This is a genomic window from Sphingomonas bacterium, from assembly GCF_903642285.1.
In the GTDB taxonomy this organism is placed as follows: domain Bacteria; phylum Pseudomonadota; class Alphaproteobacteria; order Sphingomonadales; family Sphingomonadaceae; genus Sphingomonas.
Genome location: NZ_CAHJWJ010000009.1, coordinates 71,387 through 85,608, shown reverse-complemented (window position 1 = coordinate 85,608; position 14,222 = coordinate 71,387). Strand labels below are relative to the sequence as shown.

Sequence of the window (14,222 nt, the reverse complement as noted above, 5' to 3'; positions counted from 1 at the left end):
TTATTTACCGTCTCCGCTTAGGGTGAACGTCGAAGCCGCGTCATATGGTCGCGTGGACGGGAGACAGCGGTGTCGTTCGAAGGAAGCACGTTGGTCGACTGGACCGCCTATTCGCACGCACGCAGCGAGCTTGGCGCCGGGTTCGTCCGCATCCTCGGCTATTTCCGGGAAGACGGCGTGAAGTCGGTCGCCGCGATCGAGGCGGCGATCCGCGCGCAGAACGCGGCGGCTCTCGTGATACCGGCGCATACGTTGAAGGGGGAGGCGCGCCAGTTCGGCGCCGAACCGCTCGCCGCACTCGCGCAGGAGATCGAAGACATCGCGCGCGACTGCGTCGAGCTGCAGGACACGCCCGAGCAGGCGATGGCGTCGGTCGTGAAGCTACGCCCGTTGTTCGAGGAAACGCTGACCTTGCTGGAACGCGAAGCCAGCCCGCTGGTCGAACGCCGACCGGTCGCGGGCGGGTTCGGTCGCCGCGGAACGGGGTTCGGACGGGCCTGAACCGCCGCGCCGGACGCGATTCAGACTATCGGGCCAACCAATCCGCCCCGGCATGTTCCCCCAGCCGAGGCGACGGGTGCCCGCTTCCGACGCGAACGCCGTCCATCACGATCGGCGCGGCCAGCCCCGGCAACGTCCCGCCAGCAGCCTCGGGCAGCGACAGCCGCATCCCGCGCGCCACTACCTGCGGATCGGCGAAGACCTGGTCGATCCGGTTGACCGCGCCGACCGGGACCCCGGCCGCCTCCAGCGCGGCGAGCAGGTCGGCGCTTCGGTGCTCCACGGTCAGCGCGGTCAGCGCCGGGATCAGCGCCTTGCGGTTGACGACCCGCGCCGGATTGGTCGCGAACCGCGCGTCGCCGGCCATCGCAGGCACCCCGAGCACGTCGCATAATCTGGCGAATTGCCGGTCGTTGCCGACCGCGACGATCAGATCGCCGTCCGCGGTCGGCAGGCTCTGATACGGTGCCAGATTCACATGGCCGTTACCCATCCGTAACGGGACCACCCCGCTGGCCATCCAGTTCAGCGCCTGGTTGCCGAGTACGCCGACCTGCGTGTCGAGCAACGCCATGTCGATCGTCGTACCCTCGCCGGTCGCGTGCCGCCGTTCGATCGCGGCGAGGATCGCGACGGTCGCGTAGACCCCGGTGAATACATCGGCATAGGCGACGCCGCTCTTCTGCGGTGGGCCGTCGGGCTCACCGGTGATCGACATGGCGCCGCCCATGCCCTGGATGATGAAATCATATCCGGCACGCGGCGCATACGGGCCGGTCTGGCCGAAGCCGGTAATCGAGCAATAGACCAGCCGCGGGTTCCGCGCGCGCAGCGTCGCGGCGTCCAGGCCGTAGCGCGCAAGCCCGCCGACCTTGAAATTCTCGATCACGACATCCGCCTCGTCCGCAAGCGCGGCAACGCGCGCCTGCCCCTCGGGCGTGGCGATATCGATCGCGACGGACCGCTTGCCGCGATTGCAGCTATGGAAATAGGCGGCGTCCAGACCCGTACCGTCCGCGGCGGTCAGGAAGGGTGGACCCCAATGGCGCGTGTCGTCGCCTTCGCCGGGTCGCTCGATCTTGATGACGTCCGCCCCGAGATCGGCGAGCAATTGTCCCGCCCAGGGCCCGGCGAGGATCCGCGCGAGTTCGAGCACGCGCAGCCCGGCGAGCGGGCGCGGCGCGAGATCGGGGTCGCCAGCTGTCACTTCGTCACGGTAGGCGCGACGGGCAGCACTTCGATCGCGAAGCCGCGTTCGGGGCGCAGATAGCGCGCGACCGCGGCCTTCACGGTCGCCGGGGTCACGTCCGTCCAGCGCGATACCGCGGCTTTCGTGAACGCGAGATAGCGCGGATCGTCCAGATCGCCGGTCAGGACGTTCATCCAATAGCCGTTGTCGCTCAGCGCGCGCTCCGACGCGCTCGATGCCACGGTCCGCGCGCGGGCCAGCGCGTCGGGGGTCGGACCATGCGCGCCGAGATCGACGATGATCGCGTTCAGCGCGCGGGTGAAATCGTCGATCCGCCCCGTCTGCAGCTGCGCCCCCGCCAGGAAGACGCCGTAATGCGGCATCGCACTGGACTGCGGGTGGCTGGCGAAGGGGGAATAGGTGCCCCCCTGCTGTTCGCGGAACTGCTCGATCATCCGCGTCTCGACCAGCCGCGCTGCGATGTCGAGCGCGGTCGAGGTCGGCACGTCGTCCAGCAGCCCGATCGTCGGATACGCCTTGGCGACGACGGCCTGGAGCGGATCGCCCTCGTGATGCAGCTGCACCGGTCCCCTGGCGGGCACATCGGCCTTTACGTCGACGAGCGAGGCGGGCGGCCTATCGTCGGTACGGGGCGCGAGCGTCCCGATCGTGCGTGCGACCGCCGCGACCGTCGCATCGCGGTCGAAATCGCCGACGATCAGGACGCGCAACGGTCCGCTTGCCAACCGCTTCGACCAGAAGCTCCGGAAATCGGGCAGCGTCAGGCCCTCGACGGTCGATAGCGGCGGCAGCGGGGCGAACCGTGCGTCGCCGCCGTGCAGATAGGGCGCGCCGAACCGCTGAAACACCGAAACCGGCTGGCTGAAGGTGCTTTGATAGCCGACCCCCACCGCATCGCGCAGCCGGCCGAGCGGCGCGGCGCGGAATTGCGGCTGGGTCAGTTCGGCCGCCATCAGCTTCATCATCGATTCGACGTCGCGCCGCCCGCTGGCGCCCGTGAAGGTGAACCGGTCGACGCCGACGCCGAACCCGAAGAGGATGGCGCGCCCCGCCCCCAGCCGCTCCAGTTCATCGGCCGAGAACGGGCCGATCCCGCCCGCCGTCACCGCTGCCGAGCTCCACAGGCTGGATGCGCCCGCCGTCGTTTCGCCGAGCAGCCCGTGCCCGAACGTCACGACAACGCGGATCCGGTTCTTTTCGAACGCGGTCTGTTTCAGGTCGATCTCGACCCCGTTGGACAGATGAACCCGTTCGATCCCCAGATCCGCGATCTTGTCCGACCCGGTGACGGTGGCGGGTTGCCCGGCGAGCGTCAGTTGCGCCAGCGATACCTCGCGCACCGCGACGCCGGCATCCGCGGCGGCCGCGCGGCTGCTCGCGAGCGCCTTGGCGGCGGTCTCGACGGGCACCGGCACGTTCGACGCGATCAGCAGCCGCGGATCGGGTGCGAGCAATCGCTTGATTGCGGACTGGATCACGTCCGGGGTCAGCGTCGCGCGCTGGAGCGCGAACAGACGCAGGTAGAAAATCGGTGCTGCGGTTCCGCCCTGCTGATCGATACTGCCGACGAAACCATTGGCGACCGCGGCGGACGCCAGGGTCTGTTCGGTGCTGACGGCGGAGGACAAGGACTGGATCAGCTTTGCGGTCTGTTCGTCGACCTCCGCCTGCGATGGCGGCGCGGCCAATGCGCCGTTCAGCACGCGATACGTCGCCTCCAGCGCTTGCGACCATTGTCCGGGCTTGGGCGTGATCGCGACGATCACCTCGTCCTCGATATGGCGTTGCCGGGTTACCCCGACGGTTGCGAGGATGATCGATTCTCCGCGCTGTGCCACGCTGTCCAGGCGGCGGCGCAGGATGCCGATCGCGACCGCATCGACGAAATTGCGCTGCTGCCGCGCGATGGTATAGACGCCGTCGTCGTGCGGGGTGACGAGCGCGAGGATCGCTTGCGACGGCAGTTGCGGATCGCTGACCGTCGCGACGGACGTGGCCGGCGCGCGCGGGGTGCCGTAATCGGGCTCGGTCGGCTCTGCGCCCTCCGCTGTCCAGGCGCCGAATGCGGTGCGTACGCCCTGTTCCAGCAGCGCCGGGTCGGCATCGCCGACGACGACCACGACGGCGCGCGACGGCCGGTACCATGCCTTGTAATAGGCCCGAAGCGCGCTCGCGCTAGCGCCATTCAGCGTAGCGTCGTTGCCCGCGATATCACGGGTCGCGGACTTGGTGCCCGCGAAGAACAAGGGCTGCGTCGTCTCGCGCATCTTGCGAACGAGCGGCGGCATGCGTTGTGCGCGTTCCGCCATGACGACGGCCCTCTCGGTCGTCAGCAATTTCGGATCGATCGTCGCGCTGGTCAGCATGTCCGACAACACCGACAGCGCCTGGCTATAGGATGCGGCGTCGGCGCGGGGCAGGTCGAGCGCATAGGTCGTCGAACGAAGCGCGGTGAAGGCATTGGTATCGCTGCCGAAACTGGCACCCAGTCGCTGCCAGACGCGGACGCCCTCGCCATCGGGGTAATGCGCGGTGCCGCGGAAAACCATGTGCTCGACGAGGTGCGACCAGCCTTGCTGCTCGTCGCGTTCCATCAGCGCGCCGACGTCCATGCGGACGCGAACCGAGATCGTCCCCGGCGGTTGCTTGCCGCGCCGCACGGCGTAGCGGACGCCGTTGGCAAGCGTGCCCGTGTGCCAGGCCGGATCGAGCGGAACGTCGCTGCCGATCGTCGGCCAGCTGGCGGCGGGCCTGGGGACGACGACGGTCGGCGCGATGCTTGCCTGGGCTGATTGCGCGTCGGCTGTGGCAGGGGCCTGGATCGAGGCGAACGCAAACACGCTTATCGACGCGAACCGCAAATCCACCATCCACTTATCCCTGTGCCAACGCACTGCGGGTCGTCGGCGACGGATCATTAGGACAGGATCATTCGATCGTCGATGGAACGGTCCGACGCCGCCGCGATTTCGCCGCGTCAGAGCAGCTTGTCGAGCGTGATCGGCAGATCGCGGATGCGTTTGCCCGTCGCGTTGTAGACCGCGTTGGCGACCGCGGCGGCAACGCCGGTGATCCCGATCTCGCCGACGCCGTGCGCACCCATCGGCGTGTGCGGATCGGCGATGTCGGTCCAGATCACGTCGATGTCGGGCACGTCGAGATGGACGGGGACGTGATATTCGGCAAGGCTCGGGTTCATGATCCGCCCCGATCGCTCGTCGAACTGCGTTTCCTCCATCAGCGCCATGCCGAGCCCCATGATGATCCCGCCGCGGAACTGGCTGCGCGCGGTCTTCGCGTTCAGGATCCGGCCGCAATCGAACGCGCCGAGGATCCGGCCGACCCGCGGTTCGCCGGTGACGGCGTTGACCCGCATCTCGCAGAAGATCGCGCTGTGCGAATGCATCGACCAATGCATCAGTTCGAGCGGCTGGCTGGCCTGTTCCGAGACCGTCACGCCGTCGCGCTGCGCCCGCGCCAGGATCGAGGTATAGCTTTCGCGCCGGCTCGGGTCGTCCAGCTTGGCGAGGCCGCCGTCCTCGCTGCCGACCTCATCGGGGGAGAGTCCGGCCAGCGGCGAGTCGTTGCCGGCGAGCGTCAGCAATTCCGCGACCATCGCATTGTGTGCCGCGATCACTGCCGCGCCGATTGCCGCGGTCTGCTGCGATCCGCCGGCCATGATCGTGCCGGGGATGATGGTATCGGCGTAGCGGACCTCGACCCGCTCGATCGGCAGACCCAGCCGTTCGGCGGCGACCATCGCGGTGGTCGTCGACGTGCCCATGCCCATCTCGTGCGCGGCGACCTCGACCAGCGCCTTCCCGGTACGGTCGATGGTCAATCGCGCCGCCGCGCCCGGCATCCGGTAATAGGGATAGGTGCCCGTCGCGCAGCCCATGCCGATCAGCCATTCGCCCTCGCGCCGCGATCCGGGTACGGCGTTCCGCTTGTCCCAGCCGAACCGCGCCGCGCCCGCGCGCCATGCCTCGACGATGTGACGCGACGAAAAGGGTCGCCCGGAGATCGGATCGACGTCCGGCTCGTTGCGGATCCGCAGTTCGACGGGATCGATACCCAGTTCGACGGCCAGCTCGTCGATCGCGGATTCCAGTGCGAAGGTGCCCGGCGCTTCGCCCGGCGCACGCATGAAGGTGTTGGCGAGCATGTTCATCCGCACCGTCTCGACCGACAGCTTGAAACTGTCCGCAGCATAGGCCGCGCGCGTCCCGACGACGAAGGGCTCGGGCATGTTGTTGTGCGGCGACATCGGGACGGTGCCGGTGTGAATCAGCGCAGCGAAATGGCCGTCCGGCTGCGCGCCGATCGCGACTCGCTGTTCGGTCTGCGTCCGGCCGCCGACGATCCGGTACACGCCTTCGCGCGACAGCACGATCCGCACCGGTCGCCCGGCGAGCTTCGCCGCCGCGGCGGCCAGGATCTGGTGGTCCCACAGTCCTTTCGAGCCGAAACCGCCGCCGACATAAGGCGACGTGATCCGAACCTCTTCGGGCTTCAGATCGAACACATCGGCGATCGTCGCCGCCGTCCCGGTCACCATCTGGCTGGCGTCGTGGATCCGCAGCGTATCGCCCTCCCACGCCAGGATGGCGGCATGCGGTTCGATCGCGTTGTGATTGTGACGCGGGGTGCGATAGACGTTGTCGACCTTGTACGGTGCCGCAGCGAACTCGGCGTCCGCATCGCCGATCTCGTTCAACAGCGGCTGGCCCATGAACAGCCCGGGTTCGGCACCCGCCGCTTTCGCTTCGGCGAAGGACGAGGTCGACGGCTCCACCGCATAGGTCGCGACGATCAGCGACGCGGCATGGTCCGCCTGCTCTTGTGTCTCGGCGAGCACCAGCGCGATCGGCTGCCCGTTCCAGTGGATGCGGTCGTCCTGCATGATCGGCAGATCGCTCGGACCGACAGCGGTGGGGGACGAGCCGAACACCGCCGGCGGGTTCATCCGCGGCGCATTGCGGTGGGTCATCACCAGCACGACACCCGGCGCGGTCTCTGCTGCTCCGGTGTCCAGGGCAGCGATCCGGCCGCGCGGGATCGCGCCGTAGACCAATGCGGCATGGGTCATGTCATCGAGTTTCACCTCGGCGGCGAACCGCGCGGAACCCTGCACCTTCAGCGGTCCGTCCAGCCGCGAGACCGGCGTGCCGATCAGCCCATGCTTGCGCGCGATCAGCGGGTCGGGGACGCCGCCCGGGATCCAGCGGTCGGGAGCCAGCGGCACCAGTCGTTCCATCGCGCTTTTCACAAGACCCTGCGCCGTTTCCTTGACGGTATCGACGATGCTCATGCGGTTTCTCCCGCCGGTTCGCCGGGTATGGCGGAACCGGTCAATTCGCCGAGCACGGCGACGATCGTACGCCTGGTCAGTTCGATCTTGAACGCATTGTCGCGCAAGCCCTTCGCCTCCGCGAGTTCCGCCATCGCGGCCTCCGCGAAATGCGTCGCCGTTGCAGGCTGGCCGCGCAACATCCGTTCGGCGATCGACGCTCGCCAGGGTTTCGCCGCGACCCCGCCGAGCGCCAGCCGGACATCGCGGACCATGCCGTCCTGGATGTCGATCGCGGCGGCGACCGATACCAGCGCGAAGGCGTAGCTCGCCCGGTCGCGGACCTTGCGGTACGCCGATCGCGCGCCGAACGACAGCGGGGGTAGCGACACCGCGGTGATGAGGTCGTGCGGGCGCGATATCGTTTCGACGTTCGGCGTATTGCCGGGCAACATATGGAAATCCACCAGCGGTACGGTCCGCGCGCCGCCCGGCCCATCCAGATGCACGACCGCGTCCAGTGCCGCCAGCGCGACGCACATGTCGGACGGGTGAGTCGCGACGCAGGCCGGGGACGCGCCGAGGATCGCATGGATACGGTTGAACCCGTCCAGCGCATCGCATCCAGCGCCCGGGACGCGCTTGTTGCAGCGTGCCGCATCGTCGTAGAAATAGGTGCAGCGCGTCCGCTGGAGGATGTTGCCCCCCACCGTCGCCATGTTGCGGATCTGGCCCGACGCACCGCTGAGGATCGCGCGCGCCAGAACCGGATAGCGTTCCCGCACCGCAGTATCGGCGGCCAGGGCCGTATTAGTCGTCGCCGCGCCAATCGTAAGGCCGCCGTCGTCCTCCGTCGTGATCGAATCCGACAGACCGGTGACGTCGACGACGGTCGCGGGGCGTTCGATCCCTTCGCGCATCAGATCGACCAGGTTCGTACCGCCCCCCAGATACCGCGCGCCGGCATCGTCGCCCGCCAGCCATAACGCATCGGGTATGCTGTCCGCTCTGGCATAGGTGAACGGGGTCATGCCGCCTCCCGCTTCGCTGCGTCCACGGAATAGGTTTCGGCGATCGCATCGATGATGCCGTTATACGCGCCGCAGCGACACAGATTGCCGCTCATCCGCTCGCGCAGTTCGTCGTGATCGAGCGTCACTGTGCCTGCCGACAGGTCTGCCGTCACGACGCTGGGGACGCCGCGCTCCGCCTCGCCTGCCATCGCGACCGCCGAGCAGAGCTGGCCCGGCGTGCAATAGCCGCACTGGAGCCCGTCATGTTCGATGAACGCGCGTTGCAGCGGGTGGAGCGTACCGTCGCTTGCCAGTCCCTCGACGGTCGTGATCGATCGACCCTGATACTGGACCGCGAGCGCGAGGCAGGCATTGATCCGTTCGCCATCGACCAGCACCGTGCATGCCCCGCACGCACCCTGGTTGCAGCCCTTTTTCGATCCCGTCAGCCCGAGGTGATCGCGCAGCAGATCGAGCAGCGAAGTGCGCACGTCGAACGCCGCCTCCACCGGGTCGCCGTTGATCGTGAATTGCATGCCGCACCCCTATCCGCCGGTACTGCGACTACGCGTGAGGCACCGCATGGTTGCAAGTTCCGTCGCGACTGGCGATCCGCTGAAGCGCGCGGTACCAACGGGCGAACCGATGCGAGGATTCGATGCCCGAAGAAGACTATGAAATCCGCGGCGCGCATGAGGAAGCCATCGAGGAGGGCGCGCACCATCATGAACCGCTGAGCCAGAAGATCGCCTTGTTCTCTGCGGTGCTCGCGACACTGGGCGCCATCGTCAGTTTCCTTGGCGGCCACACGCAGAACGATGCGCTGTATTACAAGAACGAGGCGGTGCTGATGAAGGCGCGCGCGTCGGACGGCTGGGCCTATTACCAGGCGGAGGATATCAAGCGGCATCTGGCCGAGACGGTCGCGAAGATCGCGCCTGGTGCGGCCGCATCGGCCGGCGACGCGGCCAAATACCGCGACCGCGCGACGGCGCTGAAGACGCAGGCGGAGGAATTCGATCGGAAGTCCGACGAGGCCAATGCGGAATCGGTTCACGCATTGTCGCCCCACACCCGGCTGGCGATCGCGATGACGTTCATCCAGATCGCCATCGCGCTCGCTTCGATCAGCGCGTTGACCCGCCGCCGCTGGTTGTTCTGGGGCGCGGGTGCGTCGGCGGCGGTGGGCACGGTGCTCGCGATCCTGGCCTGGTTCTGAAGGTCATGATCTGAAGCTTTGTTCTTCCGCGAAAGCGGGAGCCAGAGGCCACAAGCGACACTGCCTTCGCCGGGGTGGCCGATGAAACAGCGACTTCACTCCCCCGGCCGATATCGCCGCTCGACATGCCCCGCCAGTTCGTCGGGCCAGAAATACACCGGCCGCAGATCGCCCTTCGTGTAGCGCAGCGCCTGGTCCGCGAAGTGCGGCGAGGCCGGGTCGCCGCTTTCGCCCCCCGCGGTCACCGCCCATGCCTCGACACGCGGGCCGAATTCGACGATCGCGACGAAGCTGTTGCCGCTGGTGCCGTAATATTTCCTGGTGTTCGCATAGGGATGCGCGCCGAACGAGGCGAGCGATCCCCATTGCGCGGAGGTGAAGGGCACGGGCAGGCTTGGTGCGGCATCGTCGAAATGCGGCGCGATCCGGTCGTCCAGCCGCTGGAAGCGGTTGATCTCGCCCCATGGCACCTGCCAGCGCCCGAAGTCGCGCGTCAGCCGATCGACCGCCTGCGCCAGCGCGGCGAGCTTGGCGTCGGCGGTGACGCGGGTCGCGATATAATCGGGCACGTTCATCCGCTCCGCCTTCGCGAACGCGCCGACGTCGGACCACAGCATGTCACCCCAAAAGACCGCCAGCGAGGTGGCGGCGGAATCGGCGCTCCAGCGATCGTCCCATCGGCGAAGCAACCCGATCGGTGCCGCCAGTTGCCGGCGTCGCGCATCGCCCGCGGGGAGCGCGTCGTAAGCGGCGGTCAGCATCGGCAGCAGCCGCGCGAAGGCGGGCAGATAGCTGTCGAACGCCGCCTGACGCAGGCGCTCGCGCGTGAAGTCGTGCTTGTCGGTCAGCAGCATCGTCGCGTGCACCCCGCGCTCGTTCTCGCCCGCCTGATCCATGTAGCGCGGGTAGTCCGCCTTGCGCGGGCTGTCCGGCCCGGCCGCGCCCCAGGGCTGATCGTTGGTGTTGAACGCCCAGCCGACCTCCGGGTCGATCGCTTGCGGCAACGAAGCGAGGGGATGCAGCCCCTTCCAGTCGGTCGCAGGGTCGGCACCGTCGACGGGGCGGGTATAGTCGAACCGGTCGTCGCGGACGGGGACGAATTGCGGGTGGAGATAGGCGATCTCCCCCCTGGTGTCCGCGAACAGCGTGTCGTTCGAACTGTTCGCCTGGAGCGCGGCGACCTTCAGATACGACGCGAGGTCGGACTGTTTGGTGCGAAGGAAGCTTTGTTCGAGCGCCGGTACCCGTCGCCACATCAGCGCCTCCGCGATCCACTTGGTGCCGTCCTTGCGGACGATCGGACCATGCCGGCTCGCATAGGTCGTGAATTGGCGCGTGCCCGTCGTTCCGTCCGGCTTGCGATAGGAGAGGGTGACGGCGGTACCGACCAGCGGCCGCCACTCGCGGCCATATCTGTACCGGAGCGGACCGACGCGGGGGAATGCGATCGTCTCCGCGAATTCGTCGACATTGTCGACGCCCGAAGAGGTGTGCATCCAGCCGGTATGCGCGTTCCAGCCCTGATAGACGAAGAACTGCCCCCACGTCACCGCGCCATAGGCGTTCAGCCCTTCGCCGCTCGTCATCTGCAGTTCCGACCGGAAATAGAAGCTGGTGTGCGGATTGATGAGCAGCAGCGCATGGCCGTTCGCAGTGTTCTTCGGCGCGATGGCGATGCCGTTGGACCCCTTCGGCTCCCGTGGCCGCGCCCCGGTTTCCTCCGGGGTCGCGGCGACCGGCTTCCCGCCGTAGAATTGCTGCAACCCCGACAGCGAAATCCGCTCGATATCGCCGCCGATGCTGCCTTCGGTGAAGCTCAGCGCCATCCATGGCTCGAAATGCGTCAGCACCTTCGGGTGCACCGCCGGGTGGGTCGACAAATAGAAGTTCAGCCCGTCGGCCCACGCATCCATCAGCGTTCGCAGCCATGCCGGACTCTCGCGATACTGGCGTTGCAGCACGAGCGGATCGACATACAGACGCTGCCGCAGATCCTGCCAGATCGCTTCCTCGCCCTCCGCCTCCGCGGTGCGGCCGAGCGCGGTCAGATAATTCGCCTCGATCCGCGCGAAATCATCTTCCGCCTGCGTATAGGTCATCCCGAAGACCGCATCGGCATCGGTCTTGCCCGCGATATGCGCGATGCCCCAGTCGTCGCGCGTGATCGTCGTCGCCGCGGCACGCGCATGCCAGCGAACCTGCTCGTCGGGTGTCGCCGCCGGTGCAGCTTGGGCGACGAACAGGATCGGCAGCGACAAATAGGCGAGGCGGTGGCTAGGTCTGTGCATCGCGGGAGGCTATCCCTCGTCCGTCCGCCCCGCAAGAAGGTCGTCAGCACCATGAAATGGATCGTCCTCGCCGCCCTCTGCGTCGCCACCCCGGCGACCGCGCAGACGATCCTGCTACGGCCGGCGCAGGTGTTCGACGGCACCGATCCGAAGCCGCATTCGGGCTGGCAGGTGCTGGTGGAGGGCGACCGGATCGCCGCGGTCGGGCCTTCGCTGTCGGTACCCGCCGGCACGACGACGATCGACCTGCCCGGCGACACGCTGATGCCCGGGATGATCGAGGGGCACAGCCATCTGTTCTTGCACCCGTATGACGAGACGCCGTGGGACGACCAGGTCCTCCACGAACCGCTCGCGCTGCGCACCGCGCGCGCGGTTGCGCAGGCGGAAGCGACGCTGATGGCGGGCTTCACCAGCGAGCGCGATCTCGGGACCGAGGGTGCCGGGTTCGCAGACGTCGGGCTGAAACAGGCGATCGAAAAGGGCATCGTGCCGGGGCCGCGTCTGCTCGTCGCGACCAGGGCGATCGTCGCGGAGGGCGCGTACGGTCCGAAGGGATTCGAACCCGGCGTCCGCGTGCCACAGGGCGCGCAGGAAGTCAGCGGCGTCGACGACATCGTCCGCGCGGTCCGCGATCAGATCGCGGGCGGGGCGGACATCGTGAAACTGTACGCCGACTATCATTACCAGGGCGGGGAGGGGAGTCGTCCGACCTTGTCCGCTGCGGAAATGGCGGCGGCGACCGCGGCGGCGCACGACGCCGGCCGGATCGTCGCGGTCCACAGCGTTACGCCCGAGGGGATGCGCCGCGCGATCGCCGCCGGGGTCGATACGATCGAGCATGGCTATGGCGGCACGCCCGACATCTTCCGCGCGATGCACGACCACGGGATCGCGCTGTGCACCACGCTCGCCGCGTCGGACGCGACCGCGCGCTATCGCGGGTGGAAGGGGCAGGAGCCCGCGCCCGACAGCGTACGGCTGAACCGCGACTCGTTCCGGATGGCGCGGGCGGCGGGGGTGCCGATCTGCATGGGCGGCGACGTCGGCGTCTACGCCCACGGCACCAACGCGCGCGAGATGGTGCTGATGCAGGCGGCCGGGATGCCCGCGGCGCAAGTGCTGATCGCGGCGACGAGCGGGAACGCGCATATCTTCCGGATCGACGACAAGGTGGGGCGGGTGAAACCGGGGCTGCTTGCCGATCTGGTCGCGGTCGAGGGCGATCCGACGGTCGATGTCGCCGCGGTTCGGTCGGTGAGACTGGTGATGAAGGGCGGGCGGGTGGTGCGGTAGGGCTTGCTCCGTGCCTGCCCTTACCCCTCCCCGGCGAAGGCCGGGGCCCATTTGCGAGACACACGCGGCGGCGCGATGTCCCTCATTACGGAAACCTGGGCAAATGGGCCCCGGCCTTCGCCGGGGAGGGGATCAAGTCGGGCGATGCTTATCCAAAGGCGTTCAGTCCACCGCCCGATCGTCGAACAGACCGAACAGCAAAGTCGACGCATACATCGCGATCGCCCGCTCGCGCGGCATCGTGCCCGCCCATTTGCGCATGTCGAACGCTGCGTTCTGCAATGCCATCAGCGTCTGCGCGGCGATCAGTGCATCGACCGGGCGGCAGGACCCTTCGGCGATACCATCCATGATCGTGCCGGCATAGCGCCGCGCGATCCGGTTCGACCGGTCGACCATCGCATCGCGCGCGTGATGCGGCAATCCGGACAACGCGGTGGTACGAAGCAACGGCGCACGTTCCGCGAACTGGATGTCGAGGAGCGTCGCGATCGTGCTCGACAGCCGGTGCCAATGGCTGCCGGTTTCCGAGTCCGCCAGCGTCTGCGCGGTGCCGATCGTGTCGAAGCTGCGCTTGTAGCATGCGATGACCAACTCGTCCTTGGCGTCGAGATGGTGGTAGAAACTGCCCTTGGTCACGTTCAGCTCGGACGCGATCCGCTGGACGCTGGCACCGCGATAGCCCAGTTCGTTGATCAGCCTGGTCGCCGCCAGCAGGAATGCGTCGCGTCCCGCCTCGGCGTCCGGATGATCGAGCGACAGCATCGTCGGTGCCCAGCGCACGTCCGGGCCGGCAATCCCGTTCGCGAACACGTCCATCAGCCGTGTCTCGATCCGGTCATATTGCTCGAGATCGTAGCGCATCAGCCAGATCGGCAGCCAGAAAGTGTTCTCCAGCAGCACATGCGCCCGTGCCCCGTGAAGATCGGTCTGTGCGCGGCCGGTCGCCGGACCCCATAAGGCGCGTGTCCGGCGGAACACCTCGCGCCAGCCGTTCATCAGCCGGTTGCGGATCGGGTCCTCGGTCGCGCGAAGATCGGACAGCACCGCGAACGGACGCTCCTCGCCGCGTTCGATCCGCGCCAGCCGCGCCATGTTGAGCGCGAGGTAGCGGCGGACCCGCTCCCTCGCCGTCGGTGCCTCTAGCGCGGCGTCGAGCATGACCAGCAGATAGTCGAGCGTATATTCGAACGCCGCGGCGGCCAGATCCTCCTTGCGCTTGAAATAATAGGTCACGCTGGTGGTGTTCAGCCCGACGCGCCGTGCGACGTCGGCGAAGGTCATGCCCTTGGCGCTTTGTTCGTTGATCGCCTCCGCCGCGGCGGACAGGATGGCGTCGCGTTTGGCCCGGAACCGCTTGGTCCCGGCCGCTTCCTCCTCGATCGTCTCGCGCCCCGCCATTTCC

General features: G+C 67.8%; 10 protein-coding genes. 3 read left to right on the top strand and 7 right to left on the bottom strand.

What is annotated here, in order from left to right; translation table 11 throughout:
- Window positions 1-90: 90 nt before the first annotated feature.
- The gene (locus HUU99_RS06680) at window positions 91-501 is read left to right on the top strand and encodes an Hpt domain-containing protein (protein ID WP_254602985.1); all 411 of its coding nucleotides are present in this window, start codon (window positions 91-93) and stop codon (window positions 499-501) included.
- A gap of 25 nt (window positions 502-526) precedes the next feature.
- Here the strand turns inward: HUU99_RS06680 and HUU99_RS06675 are convergent, their stop codons facing one another.
- The 5 genes from HUU99_RS06675 to HUU99_RS06655 all read right to left on the bottom strand — a co-directional run bounded on the left by HUU99_RS06675 (window position 527) and on the right by HUU99_RS06655 (window position 8,550).
- A complete protein-coding gene (locus HUU99_RS06675) occupies window positions 527-1,708 on the bottom strand; it encodes a CaiB/BaiF CoA transferase family protein (RefSeq protein WP_174285789.1) in 1,182 nt (393 codons plus the stop codon).
- Window positions 1,705-4,578, bottom strand: a complete 2,874-nt coding sequence (locus HUU99_RS06670) for a M16 family metallopeptidase (protein ID WP_217430800.1) — start codon at window positions 4,576-4,578, stop codon at window positions 1,705-1,707. Before HUU99_RS06670 ends, HUU99_RS06675 begins: the two co-directional genes overlap by 4 nt.
- A gap of 110 nt (window positions 4,579-4,688) precedes the next feature.
- Window positions 4,689-7,022: a xanthine dehydrogenase family protein molybdopterin-binding subunit gene (locus HUU99_RS06665; RefSeq protein ID WP_174285787.1), complete on the bottom strand. Its 2,334-nt coding sequence runs from the start codon at window positions 7,020-7,022 to the stop codon at window positions 4,689-4,691.
- Window positions 7,019-8,032: an FAD binding domain-containing protein gene (locus tag HUU99_RS06660; protein ID WP_174285786.1), complete on the bottom strand. Its 1,014-nt coding sequence runs from the start codon at window positions 8,030-8,032 to the stop codon at window positions 7,019-7,021. The genes HUU99_RS06665 and HUU99_RS06660 overlap by 4 nt, the downstream gene beginning before the upstream one ends.
- Window positions 8,029-8,550: a 2Fe-2S iron-sulfur cluster-binding protein gene (locus HUU99_RS06655; RefSeq protein ID WP_174285785.1), complete on the bottom strand. Its 522-nt coding sequence runs from the start codon at window positions 8,548-8,550 to the stop codon at window positions 8,029-8,031. The genes HUU99_RS06660 and HUU99_RS06655 overlap by 4 nt, the downstream gene beginning before the upstream one ends.
- 122 nt (window positions 8,551-8,672) lie before the next feature.
- Between HUU99_RS06655 and HUU99_RS06650 the strand changes: the two genes are divergently transcribed.
- A complete protein-coding gene (locus HUU99_RS06650) occupies window positions 8,673-9,233 on the top strand; it encodes a DUF4337 domain-containing protein (RefSeq protein ID WP_174285784.1) in 561 nt (186 codons plus the stop codon).
- A gap of 95 nt (window positions 9,234-9,328) precedes the next feature.
- Here the strand turns inward: HUU99_RS06650 and HUU99_RS06645 are convergent, their stop codons facing one another.
- Window positions 9,329-11,521: a penicillin acylase family protein gene (locus HUU99_RS06645; RefSeq protein ID WP_174285783.1), complete on the bottom strand. Its 2,193-nt coding sequence runs from the start codon at window positions 11,519-11,521 to the stop codon at window positions 9,329-9,331.
- 51 nt (window positions 11,522-11,572) lie between these two features.
- Between HUU99_RS06645 and HUU99_RS06640 the strand changes: the two genes are divergently transcribed.
- Window positions 11,573-12,817: a metal-dependent hydrolase family protein gene (locus HUU99_RS06640; protein ID WP_174285782.1), complete on the top strand. Its 1,245-nt coding sequence runs from the start codon at window positions 11,573-11,575 to the stop codon at window positions 12,815-12,817.
- Window positions 12,818-12,979: 162 nt separating this feature from the next.
- Here the strand turns inward: HUU99_RS06640 and HUU99_RS06635 are convergent, their stop codons facing one another.
- Window positions 12,980-14,218, bottom strand: a complete 1,239-nt coding sequence (locus tag HUU99_RS06635; protein WP_174285781.1) for a TetR/AcrR family transcriptional regulator — start codon at window positions 14,216-14,218, stop codon at window positions 12,980-12,982.
- Window positions 14,219-14,222 lie beyond the last annotated feature (4 nt).

Bases quoted from the DNA above. Each gene is read 5' to 3' on its own strand.
- HUU99_RS06665 (WP_174285787.1), bottom strand. From the start codon at position 7,022: ATGAGCATCGTCGATACCGTCAAGGAAACGGCGCAGGGTCTTGTGAAA.
- HUU99_RS06660 (WP_174285786.1), bottom strand. From the start codon at position 8,032: ATGACCCCGTTCACCTATGCCAGAGCGGACAGCATACCCGATGCGTTA.
- HUU99_RS06655 (WP_174285785.1), bottom strand. From the start codon at position 8,550: ATGCAATTCACGATCAACGGCGACCCGGTGGAGGCGGCGTTCGACGTG.
- HUU99_RS06650 (WP_174285784.1), top strand. From the start codon at position 8,673: ATGCCCGAAGAAGACTATGAAATCCGCGGCGCGCATGAGGAAGCCATC.
- HUU99_RS06645 (WP_174285783.1), bottom strand. From the start codon at position 11,521: ATGCACAGACCTAGCCACCGCCTCGCCTATTTGTCGCTGCCGATCCTG.
- HUU99_RS06640 (WP_174285782.1), top strand. From the start codon at position 11,573: ATGAAATGGATCGTCCTCGCCGCCCTCTGCGTCGCCACCCCGGCGACC.
- HUU99_RS06635 (WP_174285781.1), bottom strand. From the start codon at position 14,218: ATGGCGGGGCGCGAGACGATCGAGGAGGAAGCGGCCGGGACCAAGCGG.